Origin of the sequence: Amycolatopsis sp. cmx-8-4 (assembly GCF_046548675.1) — a bacterium.
Taxonomy (GTDB): Bacteria; Actinomycetota; Actinomycetes; order Mycobacteriales; family Pseudonocardiaceae; genus Amycolatopsis.
This window is the reverse complement of the sequence record NZ_JAEBDZ010000005.1, coordinates 126,329-148,548: the sequence shown is the minus strand read 5'-3', so window position 1 is coordinate 148,548 and position 22,220 is coordinate 126,329. Positions and strand designations below refer to the sequence as shown.

Sequence of the window (22,220 nt, the reverse complement as noted above, 5' to 3'; positions counted from 1 at the left end):
CTCGAATGGCTGAATGGGGTGGTTAGTTAGCGTCGACGAAACACTTCGACGACCCGCGCGTCATGTCGGGCTGGTGCAGTGGATTTCTCCTCCCCTCGTCGCACGTGGCCGTGCAGACCCGCGAACGCCTGATGGGAAAGGTCGCTTATGGCAGGCTCGCCGCTCAGCGCACTCGACGTCGCTTTTCTTTGCCTGGAAAGCGAAAAGTCCCCGATGCACATGGGTGCGGTGATCACGTTCGCCGCGCGCCGGCCGGTGGATCCGCCGGCGTTGACCGTGATCCTCGCCGAACGGGCCGCCCGGCTCCCGAAGCTGCGCCAGCGAGCGCGCTCGGAGCTGTTCCCGCCCGGCACCGCCCGCTGGACCGAAGACGCGGATTTCGTTGCGGCGGACCACATCCACCACGTCGAGCTCAGCTCGCTCTACGACCCGGACCCGCTGGCGGCCTACGCGTCGCGGTGGATCGCCGAGCCGCTCGACACCGGCCGCCCGCTGTGGGACCTCACCCTGGTCACCGGCCTGCCCGGCGGGCAGTTCGCGCTGCTGATGAAGCTGCACCACGCGCTCACCGACGGTGCCGGGGCGTACGCGGTCGCGGCCGGGCTGCTCGACGGCGTCAAGCTGCCGGAACAGACCTCCAAGCCGGCTCGCCGGATCCCGGCCCAGCGGTCCACTTTGGACACGGTGAAGGGCGCGCTCGGCACGGTCTGGGACCAGGCGAACGAAGCCGCCGGCATCGCCTCGTCGGTGGTGCGGGCCACCCGGCCGACGCTGTCCCCGGTGTCGGCGCCGGCCTCGGCCGAACGCCGGCTGGGGTTCGTGCGGCTGCCGCTCGCCGAGCTGCGGCAGGTGCGCAAGGCCCACGGCGGCACGACCAACGACGTCGTGCTGGCGGTGCTGTCCGGCGCGCTGCGCGAGTGGCTGGTGAACCGCGGCCACCGCGCCGACGGCCGCACGCTGCGCGCGCTGATCCCGGTGAGCGTCCGCGGCCGGTCGGGTGACCAGCTCGGCGGCAACAAGCTGTCCGGCTACCTGTGCGACCTGCCGGTCGGCGAGGACGACCCGGTCGAGCGCCTGCGCGTGGTCCGCCGCGCGATGAACCGCAACAAGGCGGCGGGCCCGAGCCGCGGCGCGGGAGCGCTGCCGCTGCTGGCCGATCGCGTCCCGTCCCTGCTGCACCGGCTGGGCACGCGCACCGCGGGCCAGGCCGCGCCGCTGCTGTTCGACCTGGTGATCACCACGGTCCCGCTCCCCCCGGCCCGCCTCTCGATCGACGGCGCGCCGCTGGCGGAGGTCTACCCGTTCGTCCCGCTGGCGCCGCGCCACGCGGTCGGCATCGCGGTGGCCACCTACCGCGACTCGGTCCACATCGGACTCCAGGTCAACGGCGAGGCGGTGCCGGACATCGGCTCGCTGCGGGACGCGGTCCTGAAGTCCGCGTCCCGCCTGCTCGACGCCTCCTGAGGCCTCAGCCGCGCAGCATCTCCGCGACCAGGAACGCCAGTTCCAGGGACTGCTGCGTGTTCAGGCGCGGGTCGCACGCCGTCTCGTAGCGGCCCGAGAGGTCGATGTCCGAGATCTCCTGGGCGCCGCCCAGGCACTCGGTGACGTCCTCGCCGGTCAGCTCGACGTGGATGCCGCCCGGGTAGGTGCCGAGCTCGTTGTGGACCTCGAAGAAGCCCTGGACCTCGTCGACGATCCGGTCGAAGTGGCGCGTCTTGTACCCGGTGGACGACTCGTGGGTGTTGCCGTGCATCGGGTCGCACTGCCAGATGACCTTGTGCCCGGACGCCTCGACCTTCTCGACGATGCCCGGCAGCACGTCGCGGACCTTGCCGTTGCCCATCCGCGCGATCAGCGTCAGCCGGCCCGCCTCGACGCGCGGGTCGAGCCGCTCGACGTACTCCACGGCCTGCTCGGGCGTGGTCGTCGGGCCGATCTTCACCCCGATCGGGTTGGCCAGCAGCTCGGCGAACGCGATGTGCGCGCCGTCCAGCTGGCGGGTCCGCTCGCCGATCCAGAGGAAGTGCGACGACAGGTTGTACAGCTTCGGGTTCGACGCGTCGGCGTTGTCGAGCCGCAGCATCGAGCGCTCGTAGTCGAGCAGCAGCGCCTCGTGGCTGGCGAAGATCTCGGTCGACTGCAGCGACGTGTCGGTGACGCCGCAGGCCGACATGAACCGCAGGCCGCGGTCGATCTCGTTGGCCAGCGCCTCGAAGCGCTGCGCCGCCGGCGACGCCGACACGAAGTCCTTGTTCCAGTCGTGCACCTGGTGCAGGTCGGCCATGCCGGCGCCGGTGAGGGCGCGGACCAGGTTCATCGCCGCGCCCGCGTTCGCGTAGGCGCGGATCATCCGGCCGGGGTCGGGCACGCGCAGCTCGGGCTTGGCGACCAGCGAGTTGATGATGTCGCCGCGGTACACCGGCAGGCCCAGCGCGTCCGTCGCGGCCGAGCGCGGCTTCGCGTACTGGCCGGCGATGCGGCCGACCTTGACCACCGGCAGGCTCGCGCCGTAGGTCAGCACGACCGCCATCTGCAGCAGGGTGCGCAGGTTGGCCCGGATGTGCGGCTCGGTGTTCGACTCGAACGTCTCCGCGCAGTCGCCGCCCTGGAGCAGGAACGCCTCACCGCGGGCGACCATCGCCAGCCGGCTCTTCAGCCGGTCGATCTCGGCCGGGACGGTGATCGGCGGCACGCTCTCCAGCACCCCGCGCACCCGGTTGCTGAGTTCCGGATCGGGCCACTCCGGCTGCTGGGCCGCGGGCCGGGCCAGGGCCGCGTCGAGGCGGGCCCGCAGCTCAGGCGGAAGCGGCGGCAGTTCGGGCAGTGTGTCGACGGGGACGTCCACAGTCCAGTTCACCCCTCCAGGATAAGGTTCGCGCCGTGCCTCGTTCCGCCAGGTGGGCCACCGAGCTCCTCGCTCCCTGGGTCTGGGCGCTCGCGTTGCCTCTCGCGCTCGCCCGGGACGCGACCGGCTCTCCGCGCTGAGCTGGGGACTCCTCATCGCCGTCACGGGCTCGCCGATCCCGATGGCCGTCATCGTCCGCGGGGCGAAGCGCGGCCAGTGGGAGGGCCATCACGTGACGGCGCCGGGTCCCGATGCCGATCGCCGGGCTCTCCGGTCGCGCCGATACCGGGCTGGTCAGCCCGCTGGTCACGGCAGGCGCGAAGGTCGAGATCTCCCCGCACGCGGTCGCGCCCGAGGTGCCGACGCTCCCCCGCGGCCCGTCGGTGCTCCCACCGGTTCGACTGGGTGGCGTGGTCGCGGCTCGCCGGGCCGACGAGGGGCGTCGTCGTCGGTGGCGGCGGTTACCGGGCGCTGCTCACCGCGTCGACCGGCTGACGTTCCGCCCTCGCGAAGTCAGCACACCGGAAGAAACCGACTCGGCTCGAAGCCCGGAGTCAGGCGAGCAGCTCCTCGATCGTGTCGGCTCCGGCGCGCGGGCCGCCGGCCGCGCGCAGGTGGCCGGCCATCCGGGCCAGGTTCGCGCGGATCGCCGGGTCCGCCGCGACCTCGTCGACCGTCCGGCGCAGCTCCCGCGGGTCGGGTGAGCCGGTGAGCACCCGGCCCAGGCCCAGCTCCTCGACGCGGCGGCCGTTGACCGTCTGCTCCGGCGTCTGCGGGTAGGACACCAGCGGCACCTCGCACAGCAGCGCCTCCATCGTGGAGTTCATCCCCGTGTGCGACAGGAACACCTCCGCGTGCCGCAGCACGGCGGGCTGCGGGAAGTACGGCCGGACCTCGAAGTTCGCCGGGATCGGGCCCAGCCGGGCCGGGTCGACGCGGTCGCCGAGCGCCAGCACCACGGGCCGGCCGGTGCCGCCGAACGCCGTCACGCACGCGGCGAAGAAGTCGGGGCGGTCGTTGACCACCGTGCCCAGGGAAACGAACAGCACCGGGCCGGCCGCGGGCGTCCAGTCCGCGGCCCGGGAGCCGAACGACGGGCCGATGAACCGGTAGTCGGCCCCGAAAGTGTCACCGGCGATCTGGAACTCGCGTGGGAGGAAGACGAGCTTCCGGTCCGCGAGCCGGCCCACCGAGGCCGGCGTCTCGGCCGGGACCCCGGCGGACTCGGCGAACCGGGCCTGGTCAGCGGCGTACTCGGCCAGCCGCGGATGGCCCGGGTCGAAGTCGGGCGGGGCCAGCAGGGTCGTCGGGTCGAACTCGTCGTTGCCCGCGAACGTCGGCACCGTCGCCACCGACGGCCGGCCGAGCCGGTGGGCCAGCACCGGCCCGAACGGCGTCAGCGAGTCGTAGCAGACGACGTCCGGCGGGTCTTCGCGGAACACCTCCGTCAGCCGCGGCAGCACCGCGCGGGTGACGTCGAGAGCGCCGGTGAGCGTCTCGGCGACCTCCTCGGTGGTCCGGCTGCGCGCGGCGGCCACCTTCGCCCATGGCGCGTCCGGGACGACCGGCGCCGCCCCCGCCGCGGCGACGGCGTCCCGCAGCGCCGGACCGGTGGCGTAGGTGACCCGGTGCCCGCGCCGGACCAGCTCCTCGACCAGCGGCAGGGTCGGGTTGACGTGCCCCGCCGCCGGAACCGCGAGAAACGCGATGTGTGCGCCCATGGTCGGAACGGACCCCCATTTCCCGCCCATTGTGGCGGGCGCCGCTCGAATACGGAAAGGGCCACCCGGCACGCGGCCGGGTGGCCCTTTCCGCGACGCGCGTTCAGACGACAGCGAGTGGCAACGCCGTCGGGTGCACCGGGGACGGCAGGTCGGACGCGCCGGTCAGGTACGTGTCGACCGCGTTGGCCACCGAACGGCCTTCGGCGATCGCCCAGACCACCAGCGACGCGCCGCGGTGGGCGTCACCGCAGACGAACACACCCGGTGTCCCGGTCTGCCAGTCCGCGCCGCACGACAGCGTGCCGCGCTTGGTCAGCGACAGCCCGAGGCCGCCCAGCAGCGGCATGTCCTCGACGCCCTCGAAGCCGATCGCCAGCAGGACCAAGTCCGCCGGGACCGTCTCGACGTCGTCGCCGACCGGGATGACCTCGCGACGGCCGGTCGTGGGGTCCTTCTGCACCTTCACCTGCTGCAGCTCGACCGCCGTGACGCGGCCGGCGTCGTCGCCGACGAACCGCTTGACCGCAACGGCGAACTTCCGCTCCCCCGCCTCCTCGTGCGCCGAGTAGGTGCGCAGGATGTAGGGCCAGGTCGGCCACGGCGAGCGGTCGTCGTCCCTGGTGGACGGTGGGATCGGGTACTGGTCCAGCTGCGTCACGGAAAGCGCGCCCTGCCGGGTGGCCGTGCCGTAGGAGTCGGCGCCGGTGTCGCCGCCGCCGATGATCACGACGTGCTTGCCGCGCGCGTCGACCGGCGACGGGCCGTCACCCTCGACGAACTTGTTGGCCGGCACCAGGTGTTCCATCGCCAAGTGCACGCCGGACAGCTCGCGCCCGGGCGTGGTCGTGTCGTCGCGGCCGCGCAGGGCGCCGACCGCGAGCACGACGGCGTCGTACCGCTCGCGCAGGTCCTCCACGGTCAGGTCGACGCCGACCTCGCAGCCGGTGACGAACTTGGCGCCCTCCTTGCGCAGCTGCGCGAGGCGCCGGTCGAGGACCTTCTTCTCCATCTTGAACTCGGGGATGCCGTAGCGCAGCAGCCCGCCGAGCCGGTCGTCCCGCTCGAAGACGGTGACCTCGTGCCCGGCGCGGGTCAGCTGCTGGGCGGCGGCGAGCCCGGCCGGGCCGGAGCCGACGACCGCGACCCGTTGCCCCGACGACACTTCCGCCACCTGTGGCTGGACGTAGCCCGCTTCCCAGGACTGGTCGGCGATCGTCTGCTCGACGCGCTTGATCGACACCGGCCCGCCCGAGAGCGGCGAGATCGACAGCACGCAGCCCGCCTCGCACGGCGCGGGGCACAGCTTCCCGGTGAACTCGGGGAAGTTGTTGGTGGCGTGCAACCGATCGCTCGCCGCGGCCCAGTCGCCGCGGCGGACGAGGTCGTTCCACTCCGGGATCAGGTTGCCCAGCGGACAACCGGACCCCCCCGAATGACAGAACGGGATGCCGCAGTCCATGCACCGCGACGCCTGCTTGCGGACGTCTTCGTTGCGCACGCCCGGATCGACGTCCGCGTAGACCTCGCCCCACGAGTGGAGCCGGTCCTCTTTGGACTTCTTCTTGGGCTCTTCGCGGTCGTACTTGAGAAAGCCGGTCGGGTCAGCCACGAGCGGCCTCCATGATCGCCTCGTCGACGTCGCGGCCGGCGGCCTTCGCCGCCTTCGCCGCGTCCAGGACCCGCTGGTAGTCACGCGGCATCACCTTGGTGAACGCCACGCTGCGGCGCGGCCAGTCGCCGAGCAGCGACGCGGCCACCGCGGAGCGGGTGAGATCGTAGTGCTGCTGCACGGTTTTCTTGAGCCAGGCCAGGTCGTCCGCGGTCGGCTTGAGCAGGTCCACCATGTCCTGGTTGACCTTCTTGCGGTCGACGTCGAGCAGGAACGCGATGCCGCCGGACATGCCGGCCGCCAGGTTCCGCCCGGTCGGGCCGAGCACCACGGCGCGGCCGCCGGTCATGTACTCGAAGGCGTGGTCGCCGACACCCTCGGCGACGACGGTGGCGCCGGAGTTGCGGACGCAGAAGCGTTCGCCGACCTGACCGCGCAGGAAGAGCTCGCCGCCGGTCGCGCCGTAGGCGATCGTGTTGCCCGCGATCGTCTGCGCCTCGGCGGCGAAGGAGGCGTCCGGGTCGGGACGGACGATGATCCGCCCGCCGGACAGGCCCTTGCCGACGTAGTCGTTGGCGTCGCCGACCATGTCGAGGGTGATTCCGCGCGGCAGGAACGCGCCGAGCGACTGGCCCGCGGACCCGGTGAGCAGCACGTGGATCGTGCCCTCGGGCAGGCCTTCCCCGCCGTAGCGGCGGGTGATCTCCGAGCCGAGCAGGGTGCCGACGGTCCGGTTCACGTTGCGTACCGGCAGTTCGAGCCGCACCGGGTGCGCGTCTTCCAGGGCCGCCTCGGCGAGCTGGATGAGCGTGCGGTCCAGGGCGTGCTCGAGGCCGTGGTCCTGGCCGCGGGTGCGCCGTTTCGCGCCGCCGTAAGGTGTCTCGGCCGGCATCTCGAAGATCGGCGACAGGTCCAAACCGGACGCCTTCCAGTGGTGCACGGCCTCGTCGGTGTTCAGCAGCTCGGCGTGGCCGATGGCCTCGTCGAGGGTCCGAAAGCCCAGTGCCGCCAGGGTTTCCCGGACTTCCTGCGCGACGAACCTGAAGAAGTTCACGACGTGCTCGACCTGGCCGGTGTAGCGCTTGCGGAGCTCGGGGCTCTGCGTGGCGACGCCGACCGGGCAGGTGTCGAGGTGGCAGACGCGCATCATGATGCAGCCCGCGACGACGAGCGGGGCCGTCGCGAAGCCGTACTCCTCGGCGCCGAGCAGCGCCGCGATGACGACGTCGCGCCCGGTCTTCATGGCGCCGTCCACCTGCACGGTGATCCGGTCGCGCAACCCGTTGAGCAGCAACGTCTGCTGGGTCTCGGCGAGGCCGATCTCCCACGGCGTGCCGGCGTGCTTGAGCGAGTTCATCGGGGACGCGCCGGTGCCGCCGTCGTGACCCGAGATGAGCACGACGTCCGCGTGCGCCTTCGACACACCCGCCGCGACCGTGCCGACACCGAGTGAGGACACCAGCTTCACGTGGATGCGGGCGTGCTCGTTGGCGTTCTTGAGGTCGTGGATCAGCTGGGCGAGGTCCTCGATGGAGTAGATGTCGTGGTGCGGCGGCGGGGAAATCAGCCCGACACCCGGCGTCGAGTGCCGGGTCCGGGCGATCCACGGGTACACCTTGTTCGGCGGCAGCTGGCCGCCCTCACCGGGCTTCGCGCCCTGCGCCATCTTGATCTGGATGTCGTCGGCGTTGACGAGATATTCACTGGTGACGCCGAAACGGCCCGAAGCGACCTGCTTGATCGCGCTGCGGCGCTCGGGGTCGTAGAGCCGCTCCGGGTCCTCGCCACCCTCGCCCGTGTTGGACCGGCCGCCGAGCCGGTTCATCGCGATGGCCAGGGTTTCGTGGGCCTCGGCCGAAATCGAGCCGTACGACATCGCGCCGGTGTTGAAACGCTTGAAGATCGCCTCGGCCGGCTCGACCTCGTCGAGCGGCACCGGCTCGCGGACGCCGTCGCGGAAGGCGAACAACCCGCGCAGCGTGCCACCCTCGCGGTAGAGGCGGTGCACCTCGTCGGTGTACTTGCGGTACACCTCCTCGCGGCCGGTCTTGGACGCGTGCTGCAGCAGGAACACCGTCTCCGGCGAGAACAGGTGCAGCTCGCCCTCGCGGCGGTAGGCGTACTCGCCGCCGGTGTCGAGTCCACGGTGGACGCGGTCGGTCGGGTTGTCCGGGTACGCGCGGCGGTGCCGGACGGCGACCTCTTCGGCGAGCACGTCGAGCCGGACGCCGCCGAGCTTCGACGACGTCCCGGTGAAGTACTCGTCGAGCAGGTCCTGGGCCAGGCCGAGGGATTCGAAGACCTGGGCGGCGGTGTACGCGCCGACCGTCGAGATGCCCATCTTGGACATGATCTTCAGGACGCCCTTGACGAGCGCCTGCACGTAGTTGCGGATCGCCTTGCCGGACTCGATGCCGGTCACGGCGCCCTGCCCGATCATGTCCTCGATCGTCTCGAAGGCCAGGTACGGGTTCACCGCGGCGGCGCCGTAGCCGAGCAGCAACGCGATGTGGTGCACCTCGCGGGCGTCCCCGGATTCGACGACCAGCGCGACGCGCAGGCGTTCCTTCGTGCGCACCAGGTGGTGGTGCACGGCGGAAACCAGCAGCAGCGACGGGATCGGCGCCATCCGGTGGTCGGAGTCGCGGTCGGACAGCACCAGCGTGCGCGCGCCGGCCGCGATCGCCTCGGACGCCTCACGCCGGACGCGCTCGACCGCCGACGCCAGCGCCTCGGCGCCGCCGTCCACTTCGTACAGTCCGGAAAGGACACTGCACGCGAAGCCCGGCAGGTCGCCGTCGTCGTTGATGTGGATGAGCTTGGCGAGCTCGTCGTTGTCGATCACCGGGTACGGCAGCTTCAGGTGCCGGCACGACGCCGGGCCCGGCGCCAGCAGGTTGCGCTCCGGGCCCATGATCCGCGCCATGCACGTGACGAGCTCTTCGCGGATCGCGTCCAGCGGCGGGTTGGTCACCTGCGCGAAGTTCTGCTTGAAGTAGTCGTAGAGCAGGCGAGATCGCTGGGACAGCACCGCGACCGGGGTGTCCGAGCCCATCGAGCCGATCGGCTCGGCGCCCTTCTCGGCCATCGGCGCGAGCAGGATCTTGAGCTCTTCCTCGGTGTAGCCGAAGGAAAGCTGGCGCCGCAGCACCGAGTCGTGGCTTTGCACGACGTGGTCGCGGTCGGGCAGCTCGGCGAGCTTCAGCAGGCCGGCGTGCAGCCAGCCCTCGTACGGCAGGTCCTTGCCCAGCTCGGACTTGACCTCTTCGTCGTCGACGATCCGGCCGGCCGCGGTGTCCACCAGGAACATCCGGCCGGGCTTGAGGCGGCCCTTCGCGACGACATCCTTCGGAGCGACGTCCAGGACGCCCGCCTCGCTGGCGAGCACGACGCGGTCGTCGGCGGTGCGCCACCAGCGCGCCGGGCGCAGGCCGTTGCGGTCGAGGACCGCGCCGACCAGCGTGCCGTCGGTGAAGGTGACGCAGGCCGGGCCGTCCCACGGTTCCATCAGGCTGGCGTGGAACTGGTAGAAGGCGCGGCGCGCGGGCTTCATGGTGGTGTGGTTCTCCCACGCCTCCGGGATCATCATCAGCACGGCGTGCGGCAGCGACCGGCCGCCCAGGTGCAGCAGCTCCAGGACCTCGTCGAACGACGCCGAGTCCGACGCGTCCGCCGAGCAGATCGGGAACAGCCGGGTCAGGTCGCCGGGGATCAGGTCCGATTCGAGCAGCGCCTCGCGGGCCCGCATGCGGTTGCGGTTGCCGCGGATGGTGTTGATCTCGCCGTTGTGGGCCACGAACCGGAACGGGTGCGCGAGCGGCCACGACGGGAACGTGTTGGTGGAGAAGCGGGAGTGGACCAGCGCGATGGCGCTCGCCAGCCGCTCGTCGCGCAGGTCGCCGAAGAACGCGGGCAGCTGCTCCGGCGTGACCATGCCTTTGTAGACGATCGTGCGCGAGGACAGCGACGGGAAGTACGTGCCGCAGCCCGCGATCCCGCTCTCGTGCTCGGTGCGCTTGCGCAGGCAGAAGGCCAGGCGGTCCAGCTCGAGGCCCGCGGCGCCGTCGCCGGCGACGAACAGCATCGCGAAGTGCGGCATGACCGAGCGGGCGGACGGGCCGATGTCGGCGCGGCCGGCGTCGACCGGGACCTCGCGCCAGCCCAGGACTTCGAGTCCTTCTTCGACGGCGATGCGTTCGGCCAGCTCGACGGCCTTGCGGCGCTGCTCGGCGTCGGCGGGCAGGAAGGCGATCCCCGCCGCGTACCGGTGGTGGCCGTTTTCGTCGGGTTCGGGCAGCTCGAAACCGGCTTCCGCACGCAGCAGTTCGTCGGGCAGCTGCAGCAGGATGCCGGCGCCGTCGCCGCTGGTGGGTTCGGCACCGGCGGCGCCTCGGTGGTCCAGATTGGTCAACGCGGCGAGGCCGTCGGTGACGATGCCATGGGAGCGGCGGCCGCGGATGTCGGCCACCATGGCCACACCGCAGGAGTCCTGTTCGGTCTCCGGATCGTAGAGACCCTGCTTGCCGGGAATGGCGGAGAAGATCATGAAGGGACCTCCTTCGTCGTCTGTTCGTGCTGGCCGGGCTAGCGGCCGGGGAGCGCACGGGACGACGATGGCCCGCTCGTTAGCGCGACTTTAACACCTGGGAAACATGCCAGCATCAATTCAGAGCGCCCCGGACAACGTCGGACGGTAACGATCTGGCCGCGCGGAACGACGTAGTTCCTGATGGGTTCCTGGTAGTTCGCTCTGCTAAGTATACGACCCGGAAACCTTCGTCAAGTCTAACGTGACGCGGCCGACGCCGCCCGGTCCGATGCCCGCAACGCCCCCTTCGAGGCATTCCCGCACGCTAGTAGAACGTGTTACATTTCCCGCATGATCCTCGACCGGTTCCGGCTGCCCGGCCAGGTCGCGGTGGTCACCGGCGCCGGACGCGGGATCGGCGCGGCCACCGCCGTGGCCCTCGCCGAAGCGGGCGCCGACGTGGTCATCGCCTCCCGGACGGCAGCCCAGCTCGAAGAAGTGGCCTCCCGGGTGTTCTCGGCGGGCCGCCGCGCCCACGTCGTCCCGCTCGACCTCGCCGACCCGGCCGCCGCCGCGACGCTCGCCGCGGTGGCCGTCGAGGAGTTCGGGCGGCTCGACCTGGTGGTCAACAACGTCGGCGGCACCTACCCGCGACCCCTGACCGAGACGACGCCCGAGTTCCTCGAGGAAGCGTTCCGCTTCAACGTCTCGACGGCGCACGCGCTGACGGTGGCGGCGGCGCCCTCGCTCGTCAAGACGGGCGGCTCGGTCGTCAACATCTCGTCGATCATGGGCCGGGTCAGCGGCCGCGGCTTCGTCGCGTACGGCACGGCGAAGGCGGCCCTGGCCCACTGGACCCGCCTCGCGGCGGCCGACCTCGCGCCCAAGGTCCGGGTCAACGCGATCTCGGTGGGCTCGGTGGCGACGTCGGCGCTGGAGATCGTGGTCGGCAACCCGGAGCTCAAGGAGAAGATGGAGTCCGCGACGCCGCTGCGCCGGATCGGCGAGGCGGAGGACATCGCGGCGACCGTGGTCTTCCTGGCGTCCCGGGCCGGCGGCTACATCACCGGCAAGATCCTCGAGGTCGACGGCGGGCTCCAGTCCCCCAACCTGGACCTGGGCCTGCCGGACCTCTCCTAGCCGTTCCCGACCGTCGCGGCCCGGAACTGCCGGCGCTTCCCGGTAGCGTGGAAATCGGGGGGGGCCTGCTCGGCCCCGGCTCGCCTTATTGACCGGCGGCCAGCGCCCCAATGTGGCGTTGGGTGCGTCTGACGCACCGAATGCCACATTGGGTGCGTCTGACGCACCCAATGTGGCATTGGGGCGCTCGGTCAGTTCTCGGTCTTCTTGGGTTCCTCGGCCACCGGGACGTCTTCGGCGGGCTTCTCCGCCGAAGCCGGGGCCTCCGCAGCCACCTTCACGGAGTCGGCGTCGTCCGGTTCCGCCGGCGTGGCGCCGTCCGCAGGGGTCTCCCCGGCGGCGGCCGCGGGCGCGGCGGTGTCCTTGCCGTGCAGCAGCTCCGGGGCTTCCCGCGGCCCCCGCCGGCCCGCCAGCACGAAGTAGATCACCGCGGCGAGGAACAGCAGGATCGACGTCCACACGTTGACCCGCAGGCCGAGGATGTGGTTCGCGGTGTCGGTCCGCATCATCTCGATCCAGCCGCGGCCCACCGTGTAGCCCGCGACGTACAGCGCGAACACCCGGCCGTGGCCGAGCTTGAACTTCCGGTCGGCCCAGACGATCAGGCCGGCGATCAGCAGGTTCCAGATCAGCTCGTACAGGAACGTCGGGTGGACCGGGCTCTCCGGCAGCGGGATGTGGCCCGTCGCGACGCCGTTGAGCAGGTTTTCCGGGTCGTCCGGGTTGAAGCGCTGGAAGACCTCCAGGCCCCACGGCAGGTCGGTGTGCGCGCCGTAGAGCTCCTGGTTGAAGTAGTTGCCGAGGCGGCCGATGGCCTGCGCGACGATGATGCCGGGGGCGATCGCGTCGGCCATCGCCGGCAGCGGGACGCCCTTGCGGCGGCACGCGATGAGCGCGCCCACCGCGCCGAGCGCGATGGCGCCCCAGATGCCGAGGCCGCCGTCCCAGATCGCGAAGGCGTTCCAGGGGTTCTTGCCCTCGGTGAAGTACAGCTCGGGGTCGGTGATCACGTGGTACAACCGGCCGCCGACCAGGCCGAACGGCACGGCGTACACCGCCATGTCGATGATCGTGCCCTTGGTGCCGCCCCGGGCGACCCAGCGCCGTTCACCCCACCAGATCGCGACGATGATGCCGGCGATGATGCACAGGGCGTAGGCGCGGATCGGGATGATCCCCAGGTGCCAGACCCCGCGGTCGGGGCTGGGGATCGTCGCGAGGAAGGCGGCCGAGGCGGAAATCACGGGGCCACCGTAGCGCGTCTCCCGAGCTAGCGGGACTCCGCCTCCGTCGCGGCCAGGTAGCCCGCCACCAGCGCGTGCGCGACGCGGGTGACGGCGTCGTCGCCGGGAAGGAACACCTCGTCGTGCAGGCTGGGCGCGCCGGCGGTGTCGCCGAGGCCGACGAACAGCATCAGGCCACGGGTTTCGCCGCCGCAGTAGTGCGCGAAGTCGTCGGCGCCGAACGAGCGGAACTCGTGGTCGACGCGGGCGCCGCCGCGCACCAGCCAGCGCTGCGCCGCCGCGGCCAGGGCCGGGTCGTTGTGCAGCACCGGCTCGCACGGGCTGATCCGCAGCTCGGCGGAGCAGCCGTGGGCCGCCGCGGTGCCGTGCACGATCTGCTCCAGCGCTTCGAGCGCGCGCTCACGGTCCTCCGCGCGCATCAGCCGCAGCGAGCCGGCCGCGCTCGCCGAGTTCGGGACGACGTTCGCCGCGGTGCCGGCCTGGATCCGGCCGACCGAGCAGACCGCGCCGAACACCGGGTCGATCCGGCGCGACGCCAGCTGCTGCAGGCTCACCACCAGCTGCGACAGCGCGAGGATCGGGTCGCGCAGCATGTGCGGGTAACCGGCGTGCCCGCCCTGGCCGTGCAGGACGACCTCGAACTCGTCGGTGGACGCGTTGACCGGGCCCGGCACGGCCGACACGGCCCCGTCCGCGAGCCGGGGCTGGACGTGCCCGCCGATCACGGTGTCCACCCGGTGCTCGGCGAGCAGCCCGGACTCGACAACGTCGAGCGCGCCGGAGGGCGACGTCTCCTCCCGCGGCTGGAGCAGCGCGAGGATCGGGCGCGGCACGTCGACCCGCACCGCCGCGCGGGCCACCGCGACCAGCGCCGCGAGGTGCACGTCGTGCCCGCACGCGTGCATCAGGTCGGTCTCCGACGCCCACGGCACGCCGGTGCGCTCGGTGACCGGCAGCGCGTCCAGCTCGGCACGCAGGGCGATCGCGGGGCCGTCGGCCGCAGCGCCGGGCAGCGGGATCGCGCGGCCGGTCTTGGCGACGCGGACGCCGTCACCCGCGCCGATCGCCGCGGTGACCAGCCGGGCGGTGTCCTCCTCGTCGCCGGAGCCGCGCGGGTCGGCGTGCACGGCGTGGCGGAGGGCGACGGCGGCGGGCAGCTCGTCGTCGATCGCCCGGGTCCACCGGGTCCACAGGTCGGTCACACGTGCTCCAAGCGGTAGATCCTCTTCGCGTTCTCGTGCCCCACCAAAGCACACAGCCGGATGGCGTCCACTTCGGACATCGCGTCGGCGGCCAGCGCGGCCCGCGCGAAGTCCGACAGGCCGCGCCGGAACAGCGCCGTGCCCAGGTGGTACAGCTCGGCCAGGCCGAACGCGTCGGTGGAGAACAGCACCTTCCCGAACGGCGCGATCTCCAGCAGCTCGGCCAGGATCGCGGGCGCCCGGAACCCCACGTTGTGCGTGATCAGGCCGGCGTCGACGAAGACGTGCTCGAAGACCTGCGCGAGGTAGGCCGCGTGCCGGTGGAACGGGTAGTTGTGCAGCAGCAGGATCGGCACGCCCCGGTCGCGCGTCGCCCGCAGGAAGCCGGTGAGCAGCAGCGGGTCGCAGCGGTGCAGGTCGACGTCGGAGTCGCCGTACCCGACGTGGAACTGCACCGGCAGGCCCAGGTCGAGCCCGGTCCAGACGAGGTGGCGGTGCAGCACCTCGTCGGCCAGCCGGCCGTCTCCGGAGCGCAGCCAGCGTTCCGCCGCGGCCGTCACTTCGGACGGCGACGGCCGCTCCCCCGCCAGGTCGAGGCCGACGCGGTAGGCGGCGATCGACTTGAGCCCGACGGCCGTCGCGGCCCGTTTCCCCAGCTCGTCGGCGAAGGCCGCGGCGAACCCGGCCGCGGTCGTGCCCGCGATCACCGCCTCCGCGACCTGCTCCAGCCGGACGACGTCGTGCGCCCGGGTCGCGGCGAGGGCGCCGAACTCCGGCGTCGTCGTCACGGACTCCGGGAGGAACCCGCCGTCCAGCAGGAAGTCGGTCGTGCCGGTGGCCCGCAGGAACCGCCGTGCCACCTCGGCCGCGCCCAGCTCGGCGCGGCGGTCGAGGTAGACGTCGGCGGAAGCGTGCTGGGGCAGGTCGAGCACGGGCGCGCAGCGTGCGCGCACGGCCAGGCCGATGAGCGAGTCGAACAGGCTGGTGCCGAGCGGCGACGTCGTGTCGGCCTCGGTCAGCAGGGCCTCGAAGTCCGCGCGGGCCACGTCCCGGGTGAGGACGCCGTGGCAGTGGTGGTCCACGAGCGGCAGGTCCGCCACGAACGGGAGCAGCTCGGTCATGCGCGGCCCGCCGCTGGACGGGTTTCGACGGCGTCTGACACGATCTCCTCCACTTTCCCAAGGTATCCGGTTTTCTCGGGGTATCCAGTGAACAGGAGCAGGATGAGCCGGCTCGATCGGGCAGAACTCGCGCAGCAGGGCGCCATCCGGGCCGACGGCCTGCGCGCCGCCGGGGTGGAGCTGGTCGCGCTGACCTTCGTGGACAACAGCGGCATCACCCGGACGAAGGCGGTCCCGGTGGACCGGCTGTGGTCGGCGGCCGCGTGGGGCGTCGGCGCGTCGAACTCCTTCGACTTCTTCCTGGCCACCGACGAGATCGTGGACGGCACGTACTCGCGCGGCCCGGTCGGCGACCTGCGGCTGCACCCCGACCTCGACGCGCTCGTCCCGCTGGCCGCGCAGCCCGGCTGGGCGTGGGCGCCGGCGAACCGCTACGACCAGGACGGCGTCCCCCACCCGCAGGACTCCCGGGCGCAGGCGGCCGCGGCGACGGCGCGGCTCGCGGCGCTGGGCTACGACGTCCGGACCGCGTTCGAGATCGAATGGGTGATCACGACGGCGGACGCGCCGGACGACCCGCGCTCGGCGACGGCGGGCCCGGCCTACGGCTACGCGCGGCTTTCCGCGCAGGCGCCGTACCTGCGGGCGCTGGTGTCGGCGCTGGCCGCGCAAGGTGTTGCCGTGGAACAGATCCACCCGGAGTACGCGGCCGGGCAGTTCGAGCTGTCGGTGGCGGCGGACGACCCGGTGCGCGCGGCCGACATCGCGGTGCTGACCCGCGAGACGATCCGGGCGGTCAGCGAGCAGCACGGGCTGCGCGCGTCGTTCACGCCGAAGTTCGCCCCGGACGGCGTCGGCAACGGCGGTCACGTGCACCTGAGCCTGTGGGACGGCGACCGCAACCTCTGCGCCGGCGGCGACCGCCGGTTCGGGCTGACCGCGACGGCGGAGGCGTTCGGCGCCGGGATCTTCTCGCGGCTGCCCGCGTTGCTGGCGATCGGCGCGCCGTCGGTGGTCAGCTACCTGCGGCTGGAGCCGCACCACTGGGCGGGCGTGTTCCTGGCGTGGGGCCTGGAGAACCGCGAGGCGCCGCTACGGCTGGTGCGGGGCGTGGCCGGCCAGCGCGACCGGGCGGCGAACTTCGAGGTCAAGTGCTTCGACCTGACCGCGAACCCGTACCTGGTGGTGGCCGCGCTGCTGATCGCCGGCTTGGCCGGCGTGGACGCCGACGCGACGCTGCCGGTGCCCGTCGACGTCGACCCCGGGACGTTGCCCTCGGCCGAGCGGCTGCCGAAGACACTCGCCGAAGCCGTCACGGCGTTCGAAGCGGACGAAGCGCTGACGAAGGCGTTCGGCCCGGAACTGGCGACGACGCTGGTGGACGTCCGCCGCGGCGAGATCGACCGGTTCGGGCGCCTGTCGCCGGCGGAGCTGTGCGCCGTGATGCGGTACCTACACTAGGGCTTTCGCGACCTCCGTCCGCAGCTGCGGCAGCTTGGCGTAGAGGCGGTCGCCGGGGCACTCGGTGTTGTAGTAGTCGCGGTGGCCCTTGATCTCCTCGACCGGGATGCCGTACTGGCGGCAGATGTAGGCACAGAACACGACGAGCGAGTCCCACTGGGACTGCGGCGGTTCCACGCTGGTGTAGAGGCCTTCGTTCTCGATGCCGATGGCGTTGGTGTTCTGGCCGGGGCAGTGCGCGCCCTGGATCATGGTGGTCCGGCCGCGCAGCGCGTCGAGGCTGCCGTGCCGCCCTTCCAGCCGGTAGCCGCCGCGGCTGACGGTGAAGTGCTGGCCGGTGTCGGACCAGCCGTTGTTGTCCATGTGGTCGTGCTGATCGTCGCGGGCGACCTGGAAGGCGTGGTCGAGGGAGTAGTCGGTGCTGTTGGCACTGGCGATGTGGTGGATGAGAATCCGGTTCGCGGGGTGGTCGACGGTGACGAGTTCGTCCGACGGCGGCCGCGCACCCCACTCGGCACAGCTGTAGATCCGCGGCGCCTGCGCGGCCCTGGCCGCGGCGGGCCGAACCAGGCCGGCCGCCCCGGCGACGGCGAGACCGGTGGCGCCGCGAAGGAAGGTGCGCCGCGGAAGGTGTCCGATGTCCATGCACCGGACTCTCCCGCGGCCGCGTACAGCTTTTGTACAAAGCCCGGTCAGGCCAGGGTGATCTCGGCTTCGAAGGGCCGGGTGAGGTGGAGCTTCCCGGCTTCGCTCTTGGCGATGGGTTCGTACTCACCGCGTTGGAGTTCGAAGAGGGTCGCGGTGTCCGGCTCGCCCGGCTCGACCAGGAGGTAGAACGGGATCAGAGCTTCGGCGTAGACAACCCGTTTGAGGATCCGGTCCTGCACCCTGGAGGACGGCGACACGATCTCGACGACGAGAACGACCTGCTTCTCGGTCAGGCTCACGCCCGTCAGACCACACTCGTCGGCCACCACGAGATCCGGTATCAGCAGGCGGTTACCGCGGTTCCCGAGTACGACATTCGCTCCGGGGAAGACTTCGAACTGATCTCCAGCCCCCGCAGAGAGCTGGCCCCACAGGGTACCGACAAGACGCTGGTGCTCCAGCCGTGGCCATGGGCTCACGAGGAGTGCCCCGTCCACGAGTTCGATCCGCTGGAGTGAGGTCTGATCCTCCGGCAGTGCGAGGACTTCGTCGACCGTCCAGCCGTCGGGGTGCGGTGGGATGCTGAGCCCGGAATCGGGTTCAGTCGGTGCTGCCATCGCGCTTCACCTCCGCTCGCGCCGATCGCCGTCGGTCTGCTCCAGTGTGGCATGTCCGCTCGGTCCCCTCGTTGTGGATCATCACACGGGGAGTATGCGGACCACCACCGACAGTTCTGAGCCGGGTGATGGCGTCACGAGGATGCGACAGCCAGTTCGGACGCGCCGCTGTACAGCTTGATCTTGAACCGGATGTGCTCCTGGTGCTCGCGCAGCCGGTCGATCTGGGCCTCGACGCGGGCCTCGTGGTCGCGCAGGACCTCGAGGCGCTCGTCCTGCGTCGCGTCGCCGGAGCGCAGCAGCTCCACGAAGCGCAGCATCTCCGCGACCGGCATGCCCGTGTACCGCAAGCAGCGCAGGAGCTGCAGGAACTCCACGTCCTGGTCGGTGAACGTGCGGCGGCCGCCCGCCGTGCGGCCGACGTGGTGCAGCAGGCCGATGCGCTCGTAGTACCGCAGGGTGTCGATGGTGAAGCCGGTCTTTTCGGTCACCTGGGCCGGGGTGTAGGACGTCACCGGCCCAGGGTGGCACCTGGAGTGCGGTCCAGGTCAAGCGGTCGCGACGGCCCGCCGGACGCCGTCGGACAGCTCCTCCGACAGGCGACGGACTCCCGATGGACCCTCCGCCGCCGCCGTGACCAGGGCCGAGCCCACGATCACCGCGTCCGCGAACGCCGCCACCTCGGCCGCCTGGTCGCCCGAGCGCACTCCGAGGCCGACGCCGATCGGGAGCTTCGTGTGCGCCCGCGTGCGGCGCACCAGCTCCTCCGCGCCCGCGCCGACCTGGTCACGCGCGCCCGTCACGCCCATCACCGCGGTCGCGTAGATGAACCCCGAGGCCGCGTCCACCGTGCGGGCGAGCCGCTCCTCCGACGACGACGGCGCCACCAGGAAGGTCCGGTCGAGGCCGTGGGCCTTCGACGCGGTCATCCACTCGCCGGCTTCGTCCGGGATCAGGTCCGGGGTGATCAGGCCGAGCCCGCCCGCCGCCGCGAGGTCGCGCGCGAAGCGGTCGACGCCGTAGCGGTGCACCGGGTTCCAGTACGTCATGACGACCGCGCGGCCGCCGCGCGCCGCGATCGACTCGACGACCTCGAACACGTGCTTGAGGCGGAAGCCGTTGTCCAGCGCGGTCACCGACGCGGCCTGGATGGTCGGGCCGTCCATCACCGGGTCGGAGTACGGGACGCCGACCTCGATGAGGTCCGCGCCGCCGTCGACCGTCGCCGCGATCAGGTCCTTCGAGGCCTCGACGGTCGGGAAGCCGGCCGGCAGGTACCCGATCAGGGCGCCGCGGCCCTCCGCGCGCGTCGTGGCGAAGAGGTCGTCGAGCCCGCTCACTTGTCCACCAACCCGAACCACTTCGCCGCTGTGTCCATGTCCTTGTCGCCGCGGCCGGACAGGTTGACCACGATCAAGCCCTCCGGGCCGAGCTCGCGCCCCAGGTCCAGCGCGCCGGCCAGCGCGTGCGCCGACTCGATCGCCGGGATGATGCCCTCGGTGCGCGAGAGCAGCATGAACGCGTCCATCGCCTGGGCGTCGGTGATCGGGCGGTACTCGGCGCGGCCGGTGTCCTTCAGCCACGCGTGCTCCGGGCCGACGCCCGGGTAGTCCAGCCCGGCCGAGATCGAGTGCGACTCGACCGTCTGGCCGTCGTCGTCCTGCAGCAGGTACGTCATCGCGCCGTGCAGGGTGCCCGGGGTGCCCTTGGTGAGGGTCGCGCCGTGCCGGTTGCCGTCGATGCCCTCGCCGCCCGGCTCCAGGCCGACCAGCCGCACGGACGGGTCGTCGTAGAAGCCCGAGAAGATGCCGATCGCGTTCGACCCGCCGCCGACGCAGGCCGCGACGACGTCGGGCAGGCGGCCGGCCTGCTCGAGGATCTGCGCGCGGGCCTCGGTGCCGATGATGTGGTGGAAGTTGCGGACCATCGTCGGGAACGGGGCCGGGCCGGCCGCCGTGCCGAACAGGTAGTGCGTGCTGTCCGCGTTGGTCACCCAGTCGCGCAGCGCCTCGTTGATGGCGTCCTTCAGCGTCCGCGAACCGGTCTTGACCGGGATGACCTCGGCGCCGAGCAGCCGCATGCGGGCCACGTTCAGCGCCTGGCGCTCGGTGTCGACCTCGCCCATGTAGACGACGCAGTCGAGGTCGAGCAGCGCGCACGCGGTGGCCGTGGCCACGCCGTGCTGGCCCGCGCCGGTCTCGGCGATGACGCGCTTCTTGCCCATGCGCTTGGTAAGCAGCGCCTGGCCCAGCACGTTGTTGATCTTGTGCGAGCCGGTGTGGTTCAAGTCTTCGCGCTTGAGGAACACGCGCGCGCCGCCGGCGTGCTCGCCGAAGCGCTTGGCCTCGGTGAGCAGCGACGGGCGGCCGGCGTAATCGCGAAGCAGGCGGTTGAACTCGTTCAGGAACTCGGGGTCGTGCCGGGCCTTCTCGTACTCGGTGGCGACCTCGTCGACGACGCCGATCAGCGCCTCCGGCATGAACCGGCCGCCGTACGGGCCGTAGTAGCCACGCTCGTCCGGGTCGTGTGAGGTCTGCGGTTCGGCGGCACCGTGCTCTTCGGTCACCGGGACGGCCTCGGGCACGCGGGGTGCGATCCGGCCGTGACCAGCTTGACCAGGGCGCCCTTCGGGTCACCCGAGGCGACGAGGCCTTCGCCGACCAGCACCGCGTCGGCGCCGTGTCCGGCATACGACATCAGGTCGCCCGGCCCGCGGACACCCGACTCGGCGACCTTGTAGACGTCCATCGGCAGGCCGGGGGCCAGCCGCGAGAAGACGTCGCGGTCCACATCGAGGGTGTGCAGGTTGCGCGCGTTGACGCCGATGACCTTGGCGCCCGCCTCGAGGGCCCGGTCGGCCTCCTCGGCGTTGTGGATCTCCACCAGCGCGGCCATGCCCAGCGACTCGACCCGGTCGAGCAGCGCGGCGAGCGCGTTCTGCTCCAGCGCGGCGACGATCAGCAGCACCATGTCGGCGCCGTGCAGCCGGGCCTCGTGCACCTGGTACGGGCTGACGATGAAGTCCTTGCGCAGCACCGGGATGTCCACGACCGCGCGGACGGCGTCGAGGTCGGCCAGCGAGCCGCCGAAGCGGCGCTGCTCGGTGAGCACGCTGATCACCCGCGCGCCGCCGTCCTGGTAGTCCTTGGCCAGCGCGGCGGGGTCGGGGATGTCGGCCAGGTCGCCCTTCGACGGGCTGCGGCGCTTCACCTCGGCGATCACGCCGATGCCGGACTCGCGCAGCGCGGTCATCACGTCGCGGGGCGGCTGCGCGGCGGCCGCGCGGATCTTCAGCTGGTCGAACGGCAGCGCGGATTCCCGCACGGCGAGGTCTTCCCGCACGCCGGCGACGATCTCTTCGAGCACGCTCACCGGGCGCCCCCGCCCGGGCTCGTGGTCACGGTTTCACTCGCAAGGTCGCTCACAAAAACCTTCCCCTTCCCGCCGAAACGATGCTAACCCCCGCATCCGAAGCGCCCGGTTCCGGGTGTGCGCGTTACTCCGAATGCCGTCCGCCACCCTCCGTGGGATCCTCGCCCTCCGACAGCGCTTCCCACAGCTCGGCGTCCGGATCACGCACCTTCTTCCGGGTGGCCGGGGCCGCGTACTTCGCGCCGAGCCGGGCACCGCGCCCGGCACCCTTGATCGCTGCCAACCCGCCGGCGGCGACGAGAATTCCCCCGAGCACGGCCAGGCCGCGCCCGAGCAGCATCTGCGTCACCGGCAGCCCGTCGGCCCAGCCGGTGAACCGGGCACCCGCCACGCCGGCCCACCCGGCCGCCACGCCGGCCAGCGCCAGCACGGCGCCCAGGACACGCCGGGCCCAGCCGCCGGTGGCGATCAGGCCGGCCACCCCGGCGAGCGCGAGCAGCGCCAGCGGCACGAGCGCCGTCGCGCGCTGTTCGCCGGTCTCGCGGTAGAGGACCGTGCCGCGGACGCCGCCGTCGCGGAACTCGGCGTACCAGGTCAGCTTGGCCGCGCCCCACAGCGCGAGCGCGCCCAGCAGCAGCGCGACCACCATCATCCACAGTGGACGCCGGGAAGGGCGCGCCGTTGTGGTTTCGGGGTCCGCCACCTC

Annotated in this window: 17 protein-coding genes; 3 read left to right on the top strand and 14 right to left on the bottom strand. The window is 72.0% G+C overall.

Annotation, left to right across the window (positions count from 1 at the left end; translation table 11 throughout):
• Positions 1-213: 213 nt before the first annotated feature.
• Entirely contained in the window at positions 214-1,464 is a 1,251-nt protein-coding gene (locus ACLJQZ_RS12255) for a wax ester/triacylglycerol synthase family O-acyltransferase (RefSeq protein ID WP_410620136.1), read from the top strand.
• Positions 1,465-1,468: 4 nt separating this feature from the next.
• Here ACLJQZ_RS12255 and ACLJQZ_RS12250 read toward each other — a convergent pair whose 3' ends face one another.
• From ACLJQZ_RS12250 to gltB, 4 genes are all read right to left on the bottom strand, one after another.
• Positions 1,469-2,860 carry a class II 3-deoxy-7-phosphoheptulonate synthase gene (locus ACLJQZ_RS12250; protein ID WP_410620135.1) on the bottom strand — a complete coding sequence of 464 codons (1,392 nt, stop codon included), beginning with the start codon at positions 2,858-2,860 and terminating at the stop codon, positions 1,469-1,471.
• 542 nt (positions 2,861-3,402) lie between these two features.
• The gene (locus ACLJQZ_RS12245) at positions 3,403-4,569 is read right to left on the bottom strand and encodes a macrolide family glycosyltransferase (protein ID WP_410620134.1); all 1,167 of its coding nucleotides are present in this window, start codon (positions 4,567-4,569) and stop codon (positions 3,403-3,405) included.
• A 103-nt stretch (positions 4,570-4,672) separates the two neighbouring features.
• On the bottom strand, positions 4,673-6,181 hold the full coding sequence (locus ACLJQZ_RS12240) for a glutamate synthase subunit beta (protein ID WP_410620133.1): 1,509 nt from the start codon (positions 6,179-6,181) through the stop codon (positions 4,673-4,675).
• Positions 6,174-10,727, bottom strand: a complete 4,554-nt coding sequence (gene gltB / locus ACLJQZ_RS12235) for a glutamate synthase large subunit (RefSeq protein ID WP_410620132.1) — start codon at positions 10,725-10,727, stop codon at positions 6,174-6,176. The genes ACLJQZ_RS12240 and gltB overlap by 8 nt, the downstream gene beginning before the upstream one ends.
• Before the next feature lie 333 nt (positions 10,728-11,060).
• Between gltB and ACLJQZ_RS12230 the strand changes: the two genes are divergently transcribed.
• Positions 11,061-11,849 carry an SDR family oxidoreductase gene (locus ACLJQZ_RS12230; protein ID WP_410620131.1) on the top strand — a complete coding sequence of 263 codons (789 nt, stop codon included), beginning with the start codon at positions 11,061-11,063 and terminating at the stop codon, positions 11,847-11,849.
• Between the two features lie 191 nt (positions 11,850-12,040).
• On the opposite strand, the gene lgt is transcribed toward ACLJQZ_RS12230, so the two are convergent.
• From lgt to ACLJQZ_RS12215, 3 genes are read right to left on the bottom strand one after another with little or no spacing between them, the layout of a single operon-like run.
• Entirely contained in the window at positions 12,041-13,093 is a 1,053-nt protein-coding gene (gene lgt, locus ACLJQZ_RS12225; protein ID WP_410620130.1) for a prolipoprotein diacylglyceryl transferase, read from the bottom strand.
• A gap of 26 nt (positions 13,094-13,119) precedes the next feature.
• A complete protein-coding gene (locus ACLJQZ_RS12220) occupies positions 13,120-14,295 on the bottom strand; it encodes a M20 metallopeptidase family protein (protein ID WP_410620129.1) in 1,176 nt (391 codons plus the stop codon).
• A complete protein-coding gene (locus tag ACLJQZ_RS12215; RefSeq protein WP_410620128.1) occupies positions 14,292-15,416 on the bottom strand; it encodes an amidohydrolase family protein in 1,125 nt (374 codons plus the stop codon). The genes ACLJQZ_RS12220 and ACLJQZ_RS12215 overlap by 4 nt, the downstream gene beginning before the upstream one ends.
• A 102-nt stretch (positions 15,417-15,518) precedes the next feature.
• Here ACLJQZ_RS12215 and ACLJQZ_RS12210 point away from each other — a divergent pair, with 102 nt between their 5' ends.
• Complete coding sequence (locus tag ACLJQZ_RS12210; RefSeq protein WP_410620127.1) at positions 15,519-16,877, top strand: glutamine synthetase family protein; 1,359 nt, start codon at positions 15,519-15,521, stop codon at positions 16,875-16,877.
• On the opposite strand, the gene ACLJQZ_RS12205 is transcribed toward ACLJQZ_RS12210, so the two are convergent.
• From ACLJQZ_RS12205 to ACLJQZ_RS12175, 7 genes are all read right to left on the bottom strand, one after another.
• The gene (locus tag ACLJQZ_RS12205; RefSeq protein WP_410620126.1) at positions 16,869-17,522 is read right to left on the bottom strand and encodes a peptidoglycan recognition family protein; all 654 of its coding nucleotides are present in this window, start codon (positions 17,520-17,522) and stop codon (positions 16,869-16,871) included. The two genes, ACLJQZ_RS12210 and ACLJQZ_RS12205, sit on opposite strands and share 9 nt — an antisense overlap.
• A 47-nt stretch (positions 17,523-17,569) precedes the next feature.
• A complete protein-coding gene (locus ACLJQZ_RS12200) occupies positions 17,570-18,142 on the bottom strand; it encodes a Uma2 family endonuclease (protein WP_410620125.1) in 573 nt (190 codons plus the stop codon).
• Positions 18,143-18,276: 134 nt separating this feature from the next.
• A complete protein-coding gene (locus ACLJQZ_RS12195) occupies positions 18,277-18,657 on the bottom strand; it encodes a MerR family transcriptional regulator (RefSeq protein WP_410620124.1) in 381 nt (126 codons plus the stop codon).
• Between the two features lie 33 nt (positions 18,658-18,690).
• Complete coding sequence (gene trpA / locus ACLJQZ_RS12190) at positions 18,691-19,482, bottom strand: tryptophan synthase subunit alpha (RefSeq protein ID WP_410620123.1); 792 nt, start codon at positions 19,480-19,482, stop codon at positions 18,691-18,693.
• On the bottom strand, positions 19,479-20,726 hold the full coding sequence (trpB, locus tag ACLJQZ_RS12185; protein ID WP_410620122.1) for a tryptophan synthase subunit beta: 1,248 nt from the start codon (positions 20,724-20,726) through the stop codon (positions 19,479-19,481). Before trpB ends, trpA begins: the two co-directional genes overlap by 4 nt.
• Positions 20,705-21,514, bottom strand: coding sequence for an indole-3-glycerol phosphate synthase TrpC (trpC, locus tag ACLJQZ_RS12180; protein ID WP_410620121.1), 810 nt, complete (start codon positions 21,512-21,514; stop codon positions 20,705-20,707). The genes trpB and trpC overlap by 22 nt, the downstream gene beginning before the upstream one ends.
• A 124-nt stretch (positions 21,515-21,638) precedes the next feature.
• Positions 21,639-22,166 carry a Trp biosynthesis-associated membrane protein gene (locus ACLJQZ_RS12175; RefSeq protein WP_410620422.1) on the bottom strand — a complete coding sequence of 176 codons (528 nt, stop codon included), beginning with the start codon at positions 22,164-22,166 and terminating at the stop codon, positions 21,639-21,641.
• Positions 22,167-22,220 lie beyond the last annotated feature (54 nt).